The sequence below is a fragment of the Caballeronia catudaia genome (genome assembly GCF_001544755.2).
Taxonomy (GTDB): Bacteria; Pseudomonadota; Gammaproteobacteria; order Burkholderiales; family Burkholderiaceae; genus Caballeronia; species Caballeronia catudaia.
Genome location: NZ_FCOF02000001.1, coordinates 22,841 through 43,009, shown reverse-complemented (window position 1 = coordinate 43,009; position 20,169 = coordinate 22,841). Strand labels below are relative to the sequence as shown.

The following is a 20,169-nucleotide window of genomic DNA, read 5'->3' as shown; positions in this document are numbered from 1 at the left end:
CCTTGTGCCATAACGGTTTCGTCGCGGTGCAACCCTAGCAAAAATCTCGGTTGCACCTTTTATATCAGCGGGGTACGATTCGCCAACTTTTTGGTCATTGGCCGGGTGAGCACGACCGGCAAACGAAGGAAATATGGCGAGCACAACCTTAGGCGTCAAAGTCGACGAGCTGCTGCGTTCCAGGCTGAAGGATGCCGCGACGCGCCTCGAGCGCACTCCCCACTGGCTGATCAAGCAGGCGATCTTCGCTTATCTGGAGCGCATCGAGCACGGCCAGCTTCCGCCCGAGCTGTCGGGCGCGAATGGCTCGTCCGACATGGCCGACGCCGCTCCCGTCGACGGCGACGAAGACGGCGCGATGCATCCTTTCCTCGACTTCGCGCAGAACGTGCAGCCGCAATCCGTGCTGCGCGCGGCGATCACGGCGGCGTATCGCCGGCCGGAGCCTGAGTGCGTGCCGTTTCTGATCGGTCAGGCGCGCTTGCCCGCGAGCGTCGCCGCCGAAGCCGAAAAGCTCGCGACGAAGCTCGTCGAAGCGCTGCGCGCGAAGAGTTCGGGCGGCGGCGTCGAAGGGCTGATCCACGAGTTTTCGCTGTCGAGCCAGGAAGGCGTCGCGCTGATGTGCCTCGCCGAAGCGCTCCTTCGTATTCCCGACCGCGCCACGCGCGATGCGCTGATCCGCGACAAGATCAGCAAGGGCGACTGGAAATCGCATATGGGCCAGGCGCCGTCGCTGTTCGTGAACGCGGCGACGTGGGGCTTGATGATCACCGGCAAGCTCGTGACGACCAACAGCGAGACGGGCCTGTCTTCCGCGCTGACGCGTCTGATCGGCCGGGGCGGCGAGCCGCTGATCCGCAAGGGCGTCGACATGGCGATGCGCTTGATGGGCGAGCAGTTCGTCACCGGCGAGAACATTTCCGAGGCGCTCGCGAACAGCCGCAAATACGAAGCGCGCGGCTTCCGCTATTCCTACGACATGCTCGGCGAAGCCGCGACGACGGAAGAAGACGCGCAGCGCTACTACGCATCCTACGAGCAGGCGATCCACGCGATCGGCAAGGCCGCCGGGGGACGCGGCATCTACGAAGGCCCGGGCATTTCGATCAAGCTGTCCGCGCTGCATCCGCGCTATTCGCGCGCGCAGCAGGAACGCACGATGAACGAGCTGCTGCCGCGCGTGCGTTCGCTCGCGCAACTGGCGCGCCGTTATGACATCGGCCTGAACATCGATGCAGAGGAAGCCGATCGCCTCGAAATCTCGCTCGATCTGCTCGAAGCGCTGTGCTTCGATCCGGAGCTGGCGGGCTGGAACGGCATCGGTTTCGTGGTGCAGGGTTATCAGAAGCGTTGCCCGTTCGTGATCGACTATCTGATCGATCTCGCGCGCCGCAGCCGTCATCGCTTGATGATCCGTCTCGTGAAGGGCGCGTACTGGGACACCGAAATCAAGCGCGCGCAAGTCGACGGCCTCGAAGGTTATCCCGTCTACACGCGCAAGATCTACACGGACATTTCGTACCTCGCGTGCGCGAAGAAACTGCTCGGCGCGCCCGATGCCGTGTATCCGCAATTCGCGACGCACAACGCGTTCACGCTGTCGGCGATCTATCACCTCGCGGGCCAGAACTACTATCCCGGCCAGTACGAGTTCCAGTGCCTGCACGGCATGGGCGAGCCGCTCTACGAGGAAGTGACGGGCCGCGACAAGCTGAACCGTCCGTGCCGCGTGTACGCGCCGGTCGGCACGCATGAAACACTGCTCGCGTATCTCGTGCGCCGCCTGCTGGAGAATGGCGCGAACACGTCGTTCGTGAACCGTATCGCCGATGAGTCGATTCCGGTGAAGGAGCTCGTGCGCGATCCGATCGACGAAGCGCAAGCCATCACGCCGCTCGGCGCGCCGCACGCGAAGATTCCGCTGCCGCGTCAGCTTTACGGCAACGAGCGTCCGAACTCGATGGGCCTCGACCTCTCGAACGAGCATCGTCTGGCGTCGCTGTCGTCGGCGCTGCTGGCGAGTGCCAATCATGCGTGGCGCGCGGAGCCGATGCTCGAAGGCGGCGAAGTCGGCAACGGCGTCGCGCGCGATGTGCGCAATCCGTCGGATCAGCGCGATCTGGTCGGAACCGTGGTCGAAGCGTCGTCCGAACAAGTCAGCGCCGCGATCGCCAACGCGGTCGCCGCCGCGCCGATCTGGCAGGCGACGCCGGTCGAAGACCGCGCCGATTGCCTCGCGCGCGCCGGTGACCTGCTCGAAGCGCAGATGCACACGCTGATGGGGCTGATCATTCGCGAGGCGGGCAAATCGTTGCCGAACGCCATCGCCGAAATTCGCGAGGCCGTGGACTTCCTGCGCTATTACGCGTCGCAGATTCGCGCGGAGTTTTCGAACGATACGCACCGTCCGCTCGGTCCGGTCGTCTGCATCAGCCCGTGGAACTTCCCGCTCGCGATCTTCATGGGTCAGGTCGCCGCCGCGCTCGCCGCCGGCAATCCGGTGCTCGCGAAGCCCGCCGAGCAGACGCCGCTGATCGCCGCGCAAGCCGTGCGTATTCTGCGCGAAGCCGGCGTGCCGGCTGGCGCGGTGCAACTGCTGCCTGGCAACGGCGAGACCGTTGGTGCGGCGCTCGTCGCTGATCCGCGCACGCGCGCCGTGATGTTCACCGGCTCGACGGAAGTCGCGCGCCTCATCAACAAGACGCTGTCCGAACGCCTCGATTCCGACGGCCGTCCGATTCCGCTGATCGCCGAAACCGGCGGGCAGAACGCGATGATCGTCGATTCGTCGGCGCTCGCCGAGCAAGTGGTCGCGGACGTGCTCCAGTCGTCGTTCGATTCGGCCGGCCAGCGCTGCTCGGCGCTGCGCGTGCTGTGCCTGCAAGACGACGTCGCCGATCGCACGCTCGAAATGCTCACCGGCGCGATGAACCAGCTTGCGGTCGGCAATCCGGATCGCCTGTCGACGGACGTCGGCCCCGTGATCGACGCCGACGCGAAACGCGGCATCGACGCGCATGTCGCCGGAATGCGCGACAAGGGCCGCAATGTCACGCAACTGTCGCTGCCGGACAACTGCGCGCAAGGCACGTTCGTGCCGCCGACGCTCATCGAGCTGGACAGCATCGACGAGCTCAAGCGTGAAGTGTTCGGCCCGGTGCTCCATGTGGTGCGTTATCGCCGTTCGAACCTTGATAAACTCCTCGACCAAATTCGCTCGACGGGTTATGGGCTGACGCTCGGCATCCATACGCGTATCGACGAAACCATCGCGCATGTCATCGCGCGGGCGCACGTGGGCAACATCTATGTGAACCGCAACGTGATCGGCGCGGTCGTCGGCGTGCAGCCGTTCGGCGGCGAAGGGTTGTCGGGGACGGGTCCGAAGGCGGGCGGCGCGCTGTACTTGCAGCGTCTGCTGGCGAAGCGCCCGACCGGTTTGCCGAAGTCGCTGGCGAGCACGCTCGTCGTCGACCAGTCCGCGTCGAAGGACACGCCCTCGGCGGCGCTCACGGCATTGCGCGACTGGGCGATCGGCGAACGCGACCCGCAGACGGCCGCGCGTTGCGACGGCTACTTGCAACACGTGATGGCGGGCGCGACGGCCGTGTTGAACGGCCCGACCGGCGAACGCAACACGTACACGCTCGGCGCGCGCGGCACGGTGCTGTGCGTGGCGGCGACGTCGAGCGGCGCGCGCGCCCAGCTCGCCGCCGTGCTCGCGACGGGCAACCGCGCGCTGTTCAGCGGATCGGCGGGCGAGCAGCTGGCGGCGTCGCTGCCTGCGTCGCTCAAGCCGTATGCGCGGGTCGGGAAAGCGGCGGAAGACTTCGACGCGGTGCTGTTCGAAGGCGACAGCGATGAATTGCTGTCGCTCGTGAAGGAAGTGGCGAAGCGTCCGGGGCCGATCGTATCGGTGCAGGGCGTGGCTGCGGGGGCGTTCGCCGACGCTGGCCACGACGGCGAGGACTACGCGCTCGAACGCCTGCTGACGGAACGCTCGGTGAGCGTGAACACGGCGGCGGCGGGCGGCAATGCGAATTTGATGACGATCGGTTGAGACACCCCTCGAACGCCCGATTCAAACGAATTCAAACAAGCGGCAGCAGGCACGGCGATCCCGGCACAAGCTGCCAATCCACACTGGAATAAGGAGAAGCTATGAAGCACACGATGACCAGGCTGGCAGCAGCCATGACGCTCGCCGGACTGTCGCTCGCGGGGACCGCATTTGCGCAGCAAGTCGAGGACGTGAAGGTCGGTTACGCCGGACCGCTGACCGGTGCGCAGGCGCACTACGGCAAGGACATGGAGAACGGCATCACGCTCGCCGTCGAAGACTTCAACGCCACGAAGCCGACGATCGGCGGCAAGCCGGTTCGCATCGTGCTGAACTCGGCCGACGATCAGGCCGACCCGCGCACGGGCACGACCGTCGCGCAGCGCCTCGTCGATGACGGCATCAAGGGCATGCTCGGCCACTTCAACTCGGGCACGACTATTCCCGCATCGCGCATCTATGCGAACGCGGGCATCCCCGAAATCGCGATGGCGACCGCACCGGAATACACGACGCAAGGCTTCAAGACGGCGTTCCGGATGATGACCTCCGACACGCAGCAAGGCTCGGTCGCGGGCGAGTTCGCGGTGAAGAACCTGAAGGTCAAGAAGATCGCGATCGTCGATGACCGCACGGCTTACGGCCAGGGTCTCGCCGACCAGTTCGAGAAGGCGGCGAAGGCGGCGGGCGGCACGATCGTCGTGCGCGAGTTCACGAACGACAAGGCCGTGGACTTCAAGGCGATTCTGACCAAGATCAAGTCGACGAATCCCGACCTCGTGTACTACGGCGGCGCGGATTCGCAAGCCGGCCCGATGGTCAAGCAAATGAAGACGCTGGGCTTCCGCGCACCGCTGATGGCGGGCGAAATGGTGAAGACCGACACCTTCGTCAAGATCGCGGGCGACGCGGCGGATGGCACGGTGGCATCGCTCGCCGGCCTGCCGATGGACGAGATGCCGGGTGGCGCGGCGTACTCGGCGAAGTACAAGAAGCGCTTCAACGAAGACGTGCAGACGTACTCGCCGTATGCCTACGACGGCGCAATGGCCATGTTCACCGCGATGAAGGCGGCCAACTCGACGGACCCGGCGAAGTACCTGCCGTTCCTCGCGAAGACGGACATGCAGGGCGTGACGGCGAAGCACCTGTCGTACGACTCGAAGGGCGATCTGAAGAACGGCGGGATCACGCTGTATAAGGTCGTTGGCGGCAAGTGGACGACGCTGCAGAGCGTGGGCGGGAAGTAAGCGGTTTTCGCTTCTGCCCTGAGTTGGAAGAAAGCCTCGTGATTCAGGTCACGGGGCTTTTTTGTTGCCCGTCACCATCGCCCGAATCAAATTCTCCCGCGTCCACAGGCTCATCAAAATCGCCGCGACGACATGGAGGCACACGCAAACCTCGACGGCAATCGACAGCCACGCATGAATCTCCCGCGGCCAGTCTTCGCCCCAGAACGCATCGAGCCGCATGATCCAGCCGGACACCGCGAGCGCGAGAATCAGGAACCACAGCAAGAGCGCCATCACCCCGCCGAGCGGATTGTGCGACAGGTGATGTATCGGCTTGCCCTTCGCGAGCGAGCGCAGATATTCGACGAGATGTGAAAACGTCGGCCACCACGCGGAAAACCGCGCATGACGCGGTCCGGCGAAGCCCCACGCGATCCGCGCAACGACCAGCCCCGCCGCGATATAACCCAATAAGCGATGCGTGGAATCCGTCGGTCCGAACAGATTCCACAGCACGATGCCCGCGACGGCCCAGTGCGTGAGCCGGACGAAGCCGTCCCAGACTTTCACTGCGTGAGCGTCATTCGACTTCCGACTTCACGACAGCCAGCGTCTTCGTGTCGTAATAGATCTCGACCTTCTTGCCGTCCTTGTTGTGGCCGTAGATCTCGTAGCAGTTTCCATCGACCTTGAATTTGCGAATCTTGTAGCCCTGGGCTTCGAGCTGCGCCTTGGCATCCGATTCCTTCATCCATTCGCTCTTCGGATGCGCCGTGCAATCCGCTTTCGCGAACGCCGCGCCCGAAAAACTCAATGCCAACGACAAAGCCAGAACCCTAAGCATCGCTAACTCCCGGTGGTTTCGAACTGGCTACTCTACTGCCACCGGGAGCGTGCCGCAAGCAGATCGAAAGTTTGTCTCTTAGCGCTGCCCTTGCTGGCGAATTTGTTCGAGTGTCGCGCCCGGCGTGCTCTGATCCTGCGGAATACGGATCTCGATGACCGCCGGCAGTCCCGACGCCTGCGCGCGCTCGAACGCGGGCATGAACTGATCCGTCGTTTCGACGAGCTCGCCGTGGGCCCCGAACGCGCGCGCATACGCAACGAAGTCCGGATTCGTGAGCCCCGTGCCGTGCACGCGATTCGGATAATGCCGCTCCTGATGCATGCGAATCGTGCCGTACTGCGCGTTGTTCACGACGATGAAAATCACCCCTAACCCGTACTGCATCGCCGTGGCGATCTCGTTGCTCGACATCATGAAGCAGCCGTCGCCCGCGAACGCGATCACCGTGCGCTCCGGATACAGCGACTTCGCGGCGATCGCGGCGGGCACGCCATAGCCCATCGCACCGCTCGTCGGCGCGACCTGCGATCTGAAATGCCGATACGAATAGTGCCGATGCAGCCACGTCGCGTAATTGCCCGCGCCGTTCGTGAGGATCGAGTCGGCGGGAATCGTCTCCGCGAGCTGGCGCATGATCTCGCCGAGTTGAACGTCGCCGAGCATCGGGCGCGGCGTGCGCCATTCGAGATAGGCCGCGCGTGCGGTTTCCGCGCTGCCGTCCCATGACATGCTGGCGGGCGGCTGCAAAGCGGCCAGGAGAGACGCGATCTCCGGCATGCCCGACACGATCGGCAGATCGGCGCTATAGACGCGCCCGAGCTCCTCCGCGCCCTGATGCACGTGGATGAGCGTCTGCTTCGTCTTCGGGATGTCGAGCAGCGTGTAGCCGCCCGTCGTCGATTCGCCCATGCGCGGGCCGAGCACGAAGAGCACGTCGGCGTCGCGCACGCGCGCGGCGAGCGCCGGATTGATACCGAGGCCGACATCGCCCGCATAGTTCGGATGCTCGTTGGAGAGCGTGTCCTGATAGCGGAAGGCGCAGCCCACCGGCAGTTTCCACTGCTCGACGAAGCGCGCGAAATCCTGCGTCGCCTCGGTCGTCCAGCCGCTTCCGCCTGCGATCACGAACGGCTTCTTCGCGTTCGCGAGCAATTCGCGCAAGCGTTCGATCTGCGCCGCCGACGGCGATGCCGCCACGCGCTGATAACGCGGTGCGGGCGGCGCGGCGTCGACGGCTTCGGTCAGCATGTCTTCCGGCAGCGCGAGCACGACCGGACCCGGACGGCCCGACGTCGCCGCGTGGAACGCATGACTCATATATTCCGGCACGCGGCGCGGATCGTCGATTTGCGCGACCCACTTCGCCATCTGCCCGAACATCCGCCGATAGTCGATTTCCTGGAACGCCTCGCGATCCATGTGCTCCCGCGCGCATTGCCCGATGAGCAGGATCATCGGCGTCGAATCCTGAAACGCGGTGTGCACGCCGATCGACGCGTGCGTTGCGCCCGGCCCGCGCGTGACGATCGCGATGCCCGGCCGGCCCGTCAGCTTGCCGACCGCTTCGGCCATGTTCGCCGCGGCCGCTTCGTGACGGCAGACGATCGTCTGGACCTGCGACGTTTCGTCGTGCAGGGAATCGAGCACCGCAAGGAAGCTTTCTCCGGGCACGCAAAACACGCGTTCGACGCCGTGATGCACGAGCGCATCGACGAGAAGACGCGCACCGGTGGTCTGAATCTGAGCGGGGACAGCGGACGCCATGCGAAGAAGTCTCCTTTTTTAATGTCCGGACCGTCGTGGATGCGAGCCGGACCGTGAGCGAATTGCCCTAGAGCTTACGCTGTCACGCCGAAGTCGGGCGAGAAGCGAGGCGGAATCTTTTTCCGGTGTGCGCAGCCGACCAACCCGGCGCTGCATTCCCATCAGCCGAAATACCCCTTTTTCTCACCTTTTATCCAGCGATGGACGACAGGTGAAGTTCGTAATAATGGGTTCACTGAAAAGCGGACACGGCAACGAGCCAAGTGGGTCCGCCTCGCAAAGATCGCAGTCTCATACCTCATCGGGGGCAAGTTTGAACATTCGTAAATTCATCGGCGCGAACAGCCGCGACGCATTGCGCCAGGTTCGTGAAGCGCTCGGCCCCGATGCCGTGGTGTTGTCCAATCGCACACTGGATGATGGCTCCGTCGAAATCGTCGGTGTCGCGGACAGCGATATCGCATCGATCTCGCCCGCCGCGAAGGAACAGGTCGTGCGTTCGTCCGGCACGTCGCGCGCCGCGCTGGCCGCCGCCGCAGCGACGATGCCGGTCCGACAATCCGCCGCGAATCCTTATGCGAGCGGCGACGTGTTTTCGTCGGTTTTCGGCGCGAACACCGATGTCGACGATGAATTTCACGCCGAGCCCGAAACGCATTCCGACAACGAAGCGCCGCGCACGATGGCCGACACGAATCCGTGGCTGATCGAGCACGCAAAGCGCATCGCGCAGCAGGCGTCGATGCCGTCGAACCGTCCGCTGACGGCGTCCGCGGCGATCGCTCGCGGCATGGGCGTGCCGGTGCAGGTGTCGGCGCAGGAAGCGCGCGTCGAGAAAGCGCCGGAAACGGGCAAGTACGCGGTGCGCCAGCAAGCGAAGCGCGCTGAAGCTGCCATCGAACCTAAAGTCGAAACGCCCGGCTGGGCGCGCGAAGCCGCTCAGGTCGCCGCGCGCCGCGCCGCGCAGAAGATCAACGCGAGCGCGCCGCAAGCGGATGCGCCCGAAGCGGGCGCCGCGCCTGCATCGAAGGAAAGCGCATTCGAAGGCTTGCCCGCGAACGCGGCGGCCGTCGTCACGGAAGCGATCCGCGCACGCATGGAGCAGGTCGTCAACGAAACCGTGATGAACGAGCTTTCGTCGATGCGCACGATGATGGAAGAGCATTTCTCCGGTCTGCTCTGGGGTGAGCGTCAGCGCCGCAACCCGACGGGCAGCGCGCTCACGAAGCGTCTTTTCTCGGCCGGTTTCTCCGCGCAGCTCGTTCGCATGATGGTGGAGAACATGCCGGAGATGGAGAGCGTCGAAGGCGCGCTCGAGTGGGTGCAGCAAGTGCTCGAATCGAATATCCCGGTGATGGACAGCGAAGACGCGCTGATGGAACGCGGCGGCGCGTTCGCGCTGATGGGCCCGACGGGCGTCGGCAAGACGACGACGACCGCGAAGCTCGCGGCGCGCTGCGTGATGCGCTTCGGCGCGAGCAAGGTCGCGCTGCTCACGACCGACAGCTACCGGATCGGCGCGCACGAGCAACTGCGCATCTTCGGCAAGATTCTCGGCGTATCGGTTCACGCGGTGAAGGACGCCGCCGACCTGCAACTCGCGCTGTCCGAGCTGCGCAACAAACATATCGTGCTGATCGACACCATCGGCATGAGCCAGCGCGATCGCATGGTCTCCGACCAGATCGCGATGCTGTGCGGCGCGGGCCAGCCGGTGCAACGCATCCTGCTGCTCAACGCGACCAGCCACGGCGACACGCTCAACGAAGTCGTGCAGGCCTACAAGAGCGCGCCGGATCAGCCGCCGCTCGCGGGCTGCATTCTCACGAAGCTCGACGAAGCAACGAATCTCGGCGGCGTGCTCGATACGGTCATCCGCTACAAGCTGCCGGTGCATTACGTGTCGACCGGCCAGAAGGTGCCGGAGAACCTGTACGTCGCGACGAAGCGTTTTCTCATCAAGAGCGCGTTCTGCATTCCGCGCGACGGTTCGCCGTTCGTGCCGCAGGACGAAGAAGTGCCGGCGCTGCTCTCCGCATTGTCCGCGCGCGCCACGACCGAAATGCATGGGGTGCACTTTGGATAAGTTAGTGCTCGACCAGGCGGAAGGTCTGCGACGGCTCCTCACGCGCGCCGGTTCGCGCGTGGTGGCGGTCGCGGGCGGGCCGGCGGGCATCGGATGCACGTCGGCGGTGGTGAACCTCGGCGCGGCGCTGTCCGTGCATGGCAAGGACGTGCTCGTGATCGACGAGCATCGCGACGCGGGATCGGTCAGCCGTCTCACGGGCCTCGATGATGCGGGCGCGCTTGCAGCGGTGATGTCCGGCCGCCGCGCGCTTGCGGACGTCGTCGAGCGCACGCCGTTAGGGTTCTCGCTGATCGCGGCGTCCCGCGATGAACGCATCGTCCACGATGCCGCGCAGTGCCGCGCATTGCTCGACGGTCCTGCGGATATCGTGCTGATCGACGCGCAACTCGATCGCCACGGCGCGCTGTCGACACTCGCGGCGCAGGCGCATGACGTTCTCATTGTGACGCGGGTAGCCGCGTCGGCGATCACCGAAGCGTATGCGTGCATGAAGCGCCTGCACTACGCCCATGCGATCGGCCAGTTCCGCGTGCTCATCAATCACGTGCAGAACCCGGCTGACGCGGCGGTCGCGTTCGACAACCTGTCGGGCGTCGCGAGCCGGTATCTGGCCGTGTCGCTCATGCAGGCGGGATTTGTGTCCGAGGATGCGCGCGTCGCTCGGGCGAAGGAACTCTCACGCTGCGCAGTCGAAGCGTTCCCGGCCACGGCCGCGGCACGCGACTACCGCGCGATTGCGGCCGAGCTCCTCCACTGGCCGATGCGTCCCGCGCAGTACATGCGCGCAGCGGGCCGCCAGGCAGACGCGCAAATTCCGGTTGGCGACTCTGAACAGGGTGGGCGGGAGGCGGCGCGACGAGCGGCCGCGTTTCACGACCTTGCAATGAGCAGCACGGCGTCGATGTGAACAAGATAGGTGACCAAGATGTATAACGCCCAAGGCAAACTCTCACAGTCGGAAGTGCTGACGAAATATGCACCGCTCGTTCGCCGGCTGGGGCTTCAGCTCGTCGCCAAGATGCCGGCGAGCGTCGATCTCGACGATCTGATTCAGGCCGGCATGATCGGCCTCCTGGACGCGGCTGGCCGCTACAAGGAAGATCAGGGCGCGCAGTTCGAAACCTACGCGAGCCAGCGTATCCGCGGCGCGATGCTCGACGAGCTGCGCGCGAACGACTGGCTGCCGCGCAGCATGCGCAAGACGTCGCGCGAAGTGGAATCGGCGGTGCACAAGGTCGAGCAGAATCTCGGCCGCTCGGCGAGCGAGATGGAAATCGCGGACCACATGAAGCTGCCGCTCGACGAGTATCAGTCGATGCTGCAGGATCTGCACGGCAGCCAGCTGATCTACTACGAAGACTTCGACCGCTCCGCCGACGACGAGCCGTTCCTCGATCGCTATTGCGTCGATCGTTCGGACCCGCTGTCCGCGCTGCTCGATGACAGCCTGCGCGGCGCGCTGATCGAAGCCATCGACAAGCTGCCGGAACGCGAAAAGCTGCTGATGAGCCTTTACTACGAACGCGGCCTGAACCTGCGCGAAATCGGCGCGGTGATGGAAGTGAGCGAATCGCGCGTGTGTCAGTTGCACAGCCAGGCGGTCGCACGTCTGCGCACGAAGCTGCGCGAGCAGTCCTGGACGACCGTCGAGGCTTGAGGCTTTTGATTTAGTTAGTGTCGAAGTCGCGCGTCTCGGCGAACACGGTTTTACCTTCGCCGAGACTTTTCGCGCGATACATCGCACGGTCGGCGGCGCGCAGCACGGCGGTCATGCCGGATTGACGCGCGGCGGCCGCACTGGACAGCAGACATGCGCCGATGCTCGCCGATACCGACACCGGCCGTTCCTGAACCGACGTGATCGCGCCCAGCACCGAATGGATGCTGTCGGCGACGGCGAGCACCGCGGCGCGATCGCGCACCTGATGCGCGAGCACGACGAACTCGTCGCCGCCCAGACGCGCGGTGGTGTCGCTCTTGCGCATGCGCCTGGCGAGCGACTGCGCGAAGGATTGCAGCAGCATGTCGCCGACGGCGTGACCGTAGGTGTCGTTCACTTCCTTGAAGCCGTCGAGATCGATGAGCAGCAGCGCGGTGGCGGCGTCGCCTTCGGCTGCGGGCGTGGTCATCGCGCGATCGACGATCTGTTCGAGCGCGTAACGGTTCGACAGTCCCGTGAGCGGATCGGTCGATGCCTGGTGCGCGAGAACGCGATTGGCGTTTCCGAGACGATCGACGAGCACGCTCAGATACACCGACGCGGCCAGCACGCTCAGACCCAGCCCGATCGCGGCGGCGATATTCGCGTTCCACCACGGCTGCCCGATGCCCAGCGTCACGACGATGACCAGCGCCGTCGCGCACGAGACGGCGAGCGTGCGCTTCCCGTAACGGCATCCCGAGCCGATCAGAAACCAGAACATCACCCAGATGAGCGGCAGCGCGACGGCGCCGCCCGCGGCGAGCGCGAGCCCCAGAATCGACTGATCGGCGATGGTCGTCGCGGTGAGACGTATCTGCGATGGCGACGTTGCGCGGCTCAGGATGAGCAGCGTAATCGCGCCATACGACACGTAAAGCGCGATGATGCGCATGACCAGCAGTGCATCGCGCGAGGGATGGAGCCAGGAGAAGACGCTGTAGGCCACCAGAACCGCTGCACCCATCCAGACACGTAGTGTGGCCTGCTCGCGTTCGGGATTCCGGTTTCCTGACCATGGAAAGACATGGCCCCGGCGTGCCGGCTGATGCGCCTGCTCCATACTGAACCCCTGGATGGTGATTTCTTTCTTTTATCTTGCTGTTATGTACTGCTGCCCCGTCGCACGGCGCCGGTGAGGTTGCATCGGGCGCGCGATCCGCTATTTTGCAACGTTTTGCGAAGATGCTGTGTTTCGTCTAAGTACGGCTTTCGCACGACCTTTTCGACTTCACCGTGATGCGCGACGAATCTTTTCTTTCTCTCGCCAGCGAATGGCTGCCGGTCTGCAATAGCGAAGACGTGCCGGAGGACGGCGCGCGCGGTTTCATCGTTGCCGATGAAAGGATCGTCGTATGGCGCGACAGTATCGGCGTGGCGCATGTGTGGCGCGATTACTGTCCGCATCGGGGCGCACAGTTATCGCTCGGGCATGTGATGCGCGATCAGATCGTGTGTCCGTATCACGGCTGGCGTTACGACATCGAAGGGCAGTGCTTGCATATTCCGTCGAATCCGTCACTGCGGCCCGCGAAGCGCGCCTGCGCAACGACGTTCGTCAGCGAGGAGAAGTACGGCGTCGTGTGGATGTGTTTCGGCGAACCTGCGCATGCGCTCGATTTCTTTCCCGAGGCCGCGATTCGAGGTGGCAGGCGCATCAATCTCGCGCCGCGGACGGTGAGGTCATCGGCGCCGCGCGTCGTCGAAAATTTTCTGGATATGGCGCATTTCTCGTTTGTGCATGCGGGAATTCTCGGTGAGGAGGCGCACACGGAGGTGAGCGACTACGAAGTCGTTTCGGTCGATGGCGGCCTCGAGGCGCGGCAATGCCGATACTGGCAGCCTGCGGGGATGCCGGGGCAAGGCGGCGGCGCGATGATTGATTACGTGTATCGCGTGAAGCGGCCGTTGGTCGCGAGTCTCACGAAGATGGCGTCAGGCGGGCTGGGCGCGTTGCATATCATGCTGGCGGCGTCGCCGGTCACGCAGACGGAGACGCGTGCATGGCTCGTGTCGATTCATGAGGACGATGCGGTGCACAGCGATCGCGAGCTTCATGACTTCAATATGGAGATCTTGATGCAGGACACGCCGATCGTGGAGTCGCAATGGCCTCGGCTTTTGCCTCTCGATCCGGATGCGGAGCTGCATCAGCGATGTGATCGGATGGCGGTGGAGTATCGGAGGTGGTTGAGGGGGATGGGGTTTGAGTGGGGGACGGTGCTCGGAAAAAGAGTCGTCGAATGATGGCGCTTCTCTCGAGACGATTGGCGCGCCCGGCTGGGATCGAACCAGCAACCCCTGCCTTCGGAGGGCAGTACTCTATCCATTGAGCTACGGGCGCATCGGCGGGAGGCCTTGCGAGGCGGAAGAACGAAAACGCCGGTAAAGGAAACCGGCTGCAAGGCCCATGCGAATCCGAGAGGATACCTGCTTTCCGTGACTTCGTCCATCGCGCGGGCCTGAGCCCGCTGCGCAAGAACAGTCGCAAAGCATCACACGATTCGGGTAAACGCCCGTTCCAGTGCGTCCGCCACCTCGCGCCGACAGTTAAGCGTTCCGTCTATAATCGACCGTGCCTTTCCCCAAGGCGCGCGCTTGAGCGCATTGCCTTAGCTGTCACGCTGTCACTGAACCGACTCACACCAAAAAACGGGAGACGAGACAAGCATGAGCGAAGCACCCCACGGAGCCCCGATCAAGACACCCGGCCAACTCATCGCCGCGGTCATCGCGGGATTCGGCATCCCGGTCGCCATCATCATCCTGCTCGCGGTGTACGTGAACAACGCGACACGCACCGGCGCGGGCACGGACATCGAGCAGTCGGTGAAGGAGCGCATCGCGCCCGCCGCGCAGGTCGATATCCGCGACGCCAACGCGCCGCGCGTCTACAAGACCGGCGAGGAAGTCTACAAGGCCGTGTGCTCGGCCTGTCACGCGGCAGGCACGGCAGGCGCGCCCAAATTCGGCGATGCAGGCGCGTGGTCCGCGCGCATCGGCGAAGGTTACGACACGCTCCTGCATAACGCGCTGAACGGCAAGGGCGCGATGCCCGCGCGCGGCGGCACGAGCCCCGACGACTACAGCGACTTCGAAATCGCGCGCGCGGTCGTCTATATGGCGAACGGAAGCGGCGGCAAGCTCGCGGAACCGGCTCAACCCGCACCCGGCGCAGCGGCATCCGCCGGCGCTTCGGCGCCCGCCGCAGCAGCGGGTGCGCAAGGCGCGTCGGGTGCGCAGGAAAATGCGCAGGCAGCGGCAGCCGTCGCGGCACTCGCATCCGTGCCGCAGGCCGCCTCGGCGCCGGCAGCGGGCGCGCAAAGCGCCGACGCCGCGCAAGCCGGCAAGGCGCTCTACGAACAAGTCTGCCAGGCATGTCACGCGGCCGGCGTGCTCAACGCGCCGAAGTTCGGCGACAAGGCCGCCTGGGCGCCGCGCCTCAAGGAGCCGATGGACACCGTCTATAACTACGCGCTGCACGGCAAGGGCGCGATGCCGCCGAAGGGCGGATCGAACGCGCCGGACGCCGATGTGAAAGCAGCCGTCGATTACATGGTGAACGCGTCGAAGTAAGCGGCGCGATCAGCTTTTCTGCAGAAGCGCCTTCAACATCGCCATGCGGTCTTTCGGCGACAAAGGCGCTTCTTCCTTGGTCGGTGGCGGGGCATCGTCGAGCAGCATCTCGGGGATGAACCGCGACGGCTCGCACACCACCGTCTCGCGCGCGCGCTTTCTCTTCTTGCACCAGTTCAGATGCAAACTGCGCTGCGCCCGCGTGATCGCGACGTACATCAGCCGCCGCTCTTCCTCGATGCGCGAATCGTCGACGGGCGCGTCATCGTCCGAGGCGCCGCGATGCGGCATGATGCCTTCCTCGACGCCCACCAGAAACACGTGCGGATACTCAAGCCCTTTCGACGCATGCACCGTCGATAGCCGCACGGCGTCGGGGTCTTCTTCCTTGCCTTCGAGCATCGACATCAGCGCGACGGTCTGGATCAGGCCGAGCAGGTTTTTGCCTTCATCGGCGAAACCGTCGGCGGTGTCGTAGCCCGTCTGTTCCGTCCCTTGCGCAGGCTCCGGCTTCGTGCCCTTCCTCTTCAGCCATTCGAGAAACTCGAGCACGTTCTGCCATTTCGACTGCGCCTGGCGCTCGTCGTAGGCATCGTAGAGATAAGACTCGTAGTGGATGGCTTCCATCATGTCGTCGAGCACTTCGGTCGCGGGATCGCGCGCCGCGCGGTCCGACAGACGCCGCATCCACTCGCAGAACGTGCGCAGCGGCTCGACCTGCCGCGCCGACAGACGCGCCTCGATGCCGCCCATGAACACCGCCTCGAACAGCGACACCTTCGCCGCGCCCGCAAACGCGCCGAGCGCTTCGAGCGTCGTGTTGCCGACGCCGCGTCGCGGAGTCGTGATCGCGCGGATGAACGCGGGATCGTCGTCGGGATTCGCGATCAGACGCAGATATGCGATGAGATCCTTGATCTCGGCCTTGTCGAAGAACGATTGACCGCCCGAGAGCACATACGGAATGCGCTCGCGCCGCAGCACCTGTTCGAAGATGCGCGCCTGAAAATTCCCGCGATAGAGAATCGCGTAGTCGCGAAACTGCGTGCGCCGTTCGAACTTGTGCGCCGACAAACGGAACACGACGGACTCCGCCTCATGCTCTTCGTCATTGCAGCCGGTGACGGTGATCGTGTCGCCCATGCCGTGCTCGGACCACAGCTTCTTCTCGAACAGCTTCGGATTGTTCGCGATGACATTGTTCGCCGCCGTCAGAATCCGCACCGTCGAGCGATAGTTCTGCTCCAGCTTGACGACGTGCAGCTTCGGAAAATCCTTGCCGAGCTGCGCGAGATTTTCGATGGTCGCGCCGCGCCAGCCATAAATCGCCTGATCGTCGTCCCCGACCGCGGTGAACGCCGCGCGCGGGCCGGCCAGCAGCTTCACCAGTTCGTACTGGCAGGCGTTCGTGTCCTGATATTCGTCGATGAGCAGATAGCGCAAACGGTTCTGCCACTTGTCGCGCACCTGCTCGTTTTCCGCGAAGAGTTGCGCGGGGCGCAGTATCAGATCGTCGAAATCGAGCGCCTGATACGCGTGCAAGGTCGCGGCATAGCTGCGATACACGATCGCCGCCTGATGCTCGTCCTCGTTGCTCGCGAGCACGGAGGCCTGATCGGGCGAGACCGTCGCGTTCTTCCACAGCGAAATGATCGACTGGATCTTGCGGATCAAGCCCTTGTCGGTCGTGCCGAGCTGCTCCTGAACCATGCCGAAGCAATCGTCCGAATCCATGATCGAGAACTGCGGCTTCAGCCCGACGTGCTCCGCTTCCTGCCGCATGATCTGCACGCCGAGCGAGTGGAACGTCGAGATCGTCAACTGATTGACGGGAATCTTGCGGCCTTCCTTGCCGGGCGTCGTGAGCGTCTTGCCTTCGAGAAGTTTTGCCGTGCGCTCGCGCATTTCGAGCGCGGCCTTGTTCGTGAAGGTGAGCGCGGCGATGTGCTTCGGCTCGAAGCCGCGTCCTTCGATCAGATGCGCGATCTTCTGCGTGATCACGCGCGTCTTGCCGCTGCCGGCGCCGGCGAGCACGAGACAGGGACCATCGAGATAGCGCACGGCTTCGCTTTGCGCGGCGTTCAGACCTGCGGACATCGTGTTGAGCTTGGAAGTTTGGCGCGCGCGGCGAGGCCGGCGCATGGAGGAGAGCGCGATGTTAACACGATAGAAGCGGCGCGGTTCCGGCCCCTGTTCGTGCCACAATATCCGATCGAATTCACGACAGGACGATGCCCGCATGAGCACAGCACTGAAAGTCGGCGTCATGGGCTACGGCCTCGCCGGGGCGACGTTTCACGCGCCCGTCATCGAGCACTGTGGCCGTGCCGAAGTGACGGCCATCGCGACGAGCCAGGCGGAGCGCGCGCAGGCTGATTATCCGAACGCGCAGATCGTCGCGGACTTCGACGCGCTGCTCGCCATCGAGGAAATCGAGGCCGTCGTCGTCGCGACGCCGAACGACACGCACTTCGATCTCGCGCGCCGGGCGTTGTCGGCGGGCAAGCATGTCGTCGTCGACAAACCCGTGACGCTTTCCTCAGCCGACGCCCGCACGCTCGCCGATCTCGCCGCCGGTCGCAATCTATTGTTCGCGCCGTTCCACAACCGCCGCTGGGACGGCGATTTCATGACGGTGCGCGCGCTGATCGAAAGCGGGCGGCTCGGGCGCATCACGCATTTCGAATCGCATTTCGACCGGTTTCGCCCGAAAGTGCCGCAGCGCTGGCGCGAGGAAGCGGAGCGCGGCGGCGGCCTGCTGTTCGATCTGGGGCCGCATCTGATCGATCAGGCGCTGACGTTGTTCGGCGCGCCGCAGACGGTGACGGCGTTCGTGAAGGCGCATCGCGATCACGCGCACGCGCCGGATTACGTGCATCTCGTGCTCGGCTACGGCGACAAGGAAGTGATCCTGCATGCCAGCGCGCTCTCGGCGCTCGAACCGCCGCGTTTCGCGATCCACGGCACGCGCGGCAGTTATGTGAAAAACGGACTCGATACGCAGGAAGACCAGTTGCGCTCGGGCATGCGGCCGGGCAATCCGGAGTTCGGCAAGAATCCCCCGGGTTTGCTGCGCGAAGTCGATGGCGATCACGATCTGCGCCACGAATTCGCGACGAAGGACGGTGCGTATGTCGAGTTTTATTGCGCGCTGGCGGCGTCGATTCAGGAGGGCAAGGCGTTTCCGGTGTCGCCGCAGGATGCGGTCGATGTCATGACGATTATTGAATTGGCGATCCGGAGTAATGAGGAGGGGCGGCGCGTGCCCTTCGAGCGGATCGGCTGAATACCTGACGGGGGGCGCGTGCGCTGTCCATCGGCGGCGCCCGAATCCGTTTGACAACCCAATTTCCGTCGCGTAAATTCTGCCGCACGCGTCGGGAGAGCGCGTGGTCTTTCGTCGCAATAAAAAAGGCCGCGCCGCCGAAGGGGCATACCCGCAAACTCTCAGGCAAAAGGACCGACGGCGTCGAGGAACGAAGTTTCCTCGCACTCTGGAGAGCGGCAGCGGCTTCATCGACCGAAGCCAGTTGCCCACCGAAGGGGCGCGCGATGAATCGCAGCACGAACGTGCACGGTTCACGCAATCTCTCAGGTACCGAGGACAGAGGGGTCACGCATCGCAATCGCTCACGGCATGAGCCTTGCGCGCTGCTTCCGGCAGCACGAAAGGCGCATTCCTGAGGCGGAAACCGCGCTGCGTGGCCTTTTTTGTTTCGCGAACCGAGGCCCCGATGACTTCACTTCAACAGACGCCCCTGCACGCCGCCCACCTCGCGCTCAATGCGCGCATGGTCGATTTCGGCGGCTGGGACATGCCCGTCAACTATGGTTCGCAGATCGACGAGCATCGCGCCGTGCGTACCGACGCCGGCATGTTCGACGTGTCGCACATGCGCGTCGTCGATTTCGAAGGCGAGGCCGTCCGCGAATTCTTCAAGTATGCGATCGCCAATAACGTCGACAAGCTCACGACGCCGGGCAAGGCACTCTACTCGTGCCTGCTCAATGGCGACGGCGGGGTCATCGACGATCTGATCGTCTACTACTTCTCCGAAACGAGTTTCCGCGCGGTCGTGAACGCGGGCACGGCCGAGAAGGACATCGCCTGGTTCGGGCAGTTGAATGCCGAAGGCGAGTTCAATCTTTCCATCACGCCGCGCCGCGATCTCGCGATCATCGCCGTGCAAGGCCCGAACGCGCGCGAAAAAACCTGGCAAGTGCTGCCTGAAACGCGCGCGCAAACTCAGGACATCAAGCCGTTCAACGCGGTCACGATTCAATCGACAAAATTCGGCGAGCTGATGCTCGCGCGCACCGGCTATACCGGCGAAGACGGTTTCGAGATCGTCGTGCCGGCGGCGCACGTCGAAGCGCTGTGGAACGCCCTCGCCGACGCGGGCGTGAAGCCCGCTGGCCTGGGCGCGCGCGACACGCTGCGGCTCGAAGCAGGCATGAACCTGTACGGCCAGGATATGGACGACAACGTCTCGCCGCTCGACGCCGGCCTCGCGTGGACCGTCGATCTGAAAACGGAACGCGATTTCGTCGGCCGCAGCGCGCTCGAAGCGAACGGCTCGAAGGCGGACTTCGTCGGACTCGTGCTCATCAAGGAAAACGGCAAGGCGGGCGGCGTGCTGCGCGCGCACCAGAAAGTCGTCACGCCACACGGCGACGGAGAGATCACGAGCGGCACGTTTTCGCCGTCGATGCAGGAGTCGATCGCGTTCGCGCGCGTGCCGACGGGCGTTGCCGCGGGCGACACGGTGCAGGTCGTCATCCGCGACAAACAGCTTCCCGCGCGCGTGGTAAAACTTCCGTTCGTGCGCAACGGCAAGGTTCTCGTCGAACTCTCGTAACGCCGTCGCGCCCGTTCCCTCCGATCAAGAAACTCACGAAAGA

Annotated in this window: 14 protein-coding genes, 1 tRNA gene and 2 riboswitches; of the genes, 9 read left to right on the top strand and 6 right to left on the bottom strand. The window is 64.4% G+C overall.

Features of this window, described 5'->3' with window-relative positions; genetic code table 11:
* Positions 1–133: 133 nt before the first annotated feature.
* Positions 134–4,060, top strand: a complete 3,927-nt coding sequence (gene putA, locus AWB75_RS00180) for a trifunctional transcriptional regulator/proline dehydrogenase/L-glutamate gamma-semialdehyde dehydrogenase (RefSeq protein ID WP_061122074.1) — start codon at positions 134–136, stop codon at positions 4,058–4,060.
* A 101-nt stretch (positions 4,061–4,161) separates the two neighbouring features.
* Positions 4,162–5,310 carry a branched-chain amino acid ABC transporter substrate-binding protein gene (locus AWB75_RS00175; protein ID WP_061122073.1) on the top strand — a complete coding sequence of 383 codons (1,149 nt, stop codon included), beginning with the start codon at positions 4,162–4,164 and terminating at the stop codon, positions 5,308–5,310.
* A gap of 48 nt (positions 5,311–5,358) precedes the next feature.
* On the opposite strand, the gene AWB75_RS00170 is transcribed toward AWB75_RS00175, so the two are convergent.
* The 3 genes from AWB75_RS00170 to AWB75_RS00160 form a co-directional block, all read right to left on the bottom strand.
* The gene (locus tag AWB75_RS00170; protein WP_061122072.1) at positions 5,359–5,862 is read right to left on the bottom strand and encodes a cytochrome b/b6 domain-containing protein; all 504 of its coding nucleotides are present in this window, start codon (positions 5,860–5,862) and stop codon (positions 5,359–5,361) included.
* A gap of 10 nt (positions 5,863–5,872) precedes the next feature.
* Positions 5,873–6,136 carry a PepSY domain-containing protein gene (locus AWB75_RS00165; RefSeq protein ID WP_061122071.1) on the bottom strand — a complete coding sequence of 88 codons (264 nt, stop codon included), beginning with the start codon at positions 6,134–6,136 and terminating at the stop codon, positions 5,873–5,875.
* A 78-nt stretch (positions 6,137–6,214) separates the two neighbouring features.
* Positions 6,215–7,903 carry a thiamine pyrophosphate-binding protein gene (locus tag AWB75_RS00160; protein ID WP_061122070.1) on the bottom strand — a complete coding sequence of 563 codons (1,689 nt, stop codon included), beginning with the start codon at positions 7,901–7,903 and terminating at the stop codon, positions 6,215–6,217.
* Positions 7,904–8,216: 313 nt separating this feature from the next.
* On the opposite strand from AWB75_RS00160, the gene flhF reads away from it, so the two are divergent.
* The 3 genes from flhF to AWB75_RS00145 are packed head-to-tail and all read left to right on the top strand — an operon-like array spanning position 8,217 to position 11,649.
* Positions 8,217–9,989 carry a flagellar biosynthesis protein FlhF gene (flhF, locus tag AWB75_RS00155; RefSeq protein ID WP_061122069.1) on the top strand — a complete coding sequence of 591 codons (1,773 nt, stop codon included), beginning with the start codon at positions 8,217–8,219 and terminating at the stop codon, positions 9,987–9,989.
* Positions 9,982–10,899 carry a MinD/ParA family ATP-binding protein gene (locus AWB75_RS00150; RefSeq protein ID WP_061122068.1) on the top strand — a complete coding sequence of 306 codons (918 nt, stop codon included), beginning with the start codon at positions 9,982–9,984 and terminating at the stop codon, positions 10,897–10,899. Before flhF ends, AWB75_RS00150 begins: the two co-directional genes overlap by 8 nt.
* Before the next feature lie 18 nt (positions 10,900–10,917).
* Entirely contained in the window at positions 10,918–11,649 is a 732-nt protein-coding gene (locus AWB75_RS00145; RefSeq protein ID WP_061122067.1) for an RNA polymerase sigma factor FliA, read from the top strand.
* A gap of 10 nt (positions 11,650–11,659) precedes the next feature.
* Here the strand turns inward: AWB75_RS00145 and AWB75_RS00140 are convergent, their stop codons facing one another.
* The gene (locus AWB75_RS00140) at positions 11,660–12,754 is read right to left on the bottom strand and encodes a GGDEF domain-containing protein (RefSeq protein ID WP_061122066.1); all 1,095 of its coding nucleotides are present in this window, start codon (positions 12,752–12,754) and stop codon (positions 11,660–11,662) included.
* Between the two features lie 176 nt (positions 12,755–12,930).
* Between AWB75_RS00140 and AWB75_RS00135 the strand changes: the two genes are divergently transcribed.
* Positions 12,931–13,938, top strand: coding sequence for an aromatic ring-hydroxylating oxygenase subunit alpha (locus AWB75_RS00135; protein WP_061122065.1), 1,008 nt, complete (start codon positions 12,931–12,933; stop codon positions 13,936–13,938).
* 21 nt (positions 13,939–13,959) lie between these two features.
* Here the strand turns inward: AWB75_RS00135 and AWB75_RS00130 are convergent.
* Positions 13,960–14,035, bottom strand: a tRNA-Arg gene (locus AWB75_RS00130).
* A gap of 326 nt (positions 14,036–14,361) precedes the next feature.
* Between AWB75_RS00130 and AWB75_RS00125 the strand changes: the two genes are divergently transcribed.
* Entirely contained in the window at positions 14,362–15,267 is a 906-nt protein-coding gene (locus AWB75_RS00125; protein WP_061122064.1) for a c-type cytochrome, read from the top strand.
* A 9-nt stretch (positions 15,268–15,276) separates the two neighbouring features.
* On the opposite strand, the gene AWB75_RS00120 is transcribed toward AWB75_RS00125, so the two are convergent.
* On the bottom strand, positions 15,277–17,364 hold the full coding sequence (locus AWB75_RS00120; protein WP_061122414.1) for a UvrD-helicase domain-containing protein: 2,088 nt from the start codon (positions 17,362–17,364) through the stop codon (positions 15,277–15,279).
* 142 nt (positions 17,365–17,506) lie between these two features.
* Between AWB75_RS00120 and AWB75_RS00115 the strand changes: the two genes are divergently transcribed.
* Positions 17,507–18,553 carry an oxidoreductase gene (locus tag AWB75_RS00115; protein ID WP_061122063.1) on the top strand — a complete coding sequence of 349 codons (1,047 nt, stop codon included), beginning with the start codon at positions 17,507–17,509 and terminating at the stop codon, positions 18,551–18,553.
* An 82-nt stretch (positions 18,554–18,635) separates the two neighbouring features.
* A riboswitch (glycine riboswitch) is annotated at positions 18,636–18,740 on the top strand.
* Between the two features lie 11 nt (positions 18,741–18,751).
* Positions 18,752–18,885: riboswitch (glycine riboswitch) on the top strand.
* A 116-nt stretch (positions 18,886–19,001) separates the two neighbouring features.
* Positions 19,002–20,126: a glycine cleavage system aminomethyltransferase GcvT gene (gcvT, locus tag AWB75_RS00110; RefSeq protein ID WP_061122062.1), complete on the top strand. Its 1,125-nt coding sequence runs from the start codon at positions 19,002–19,004 to the stop codon at positions 20,124–20,126.
* The last annotated feature ends 43 nt before the right edge of the window (positions 20,127–20,169 follow it).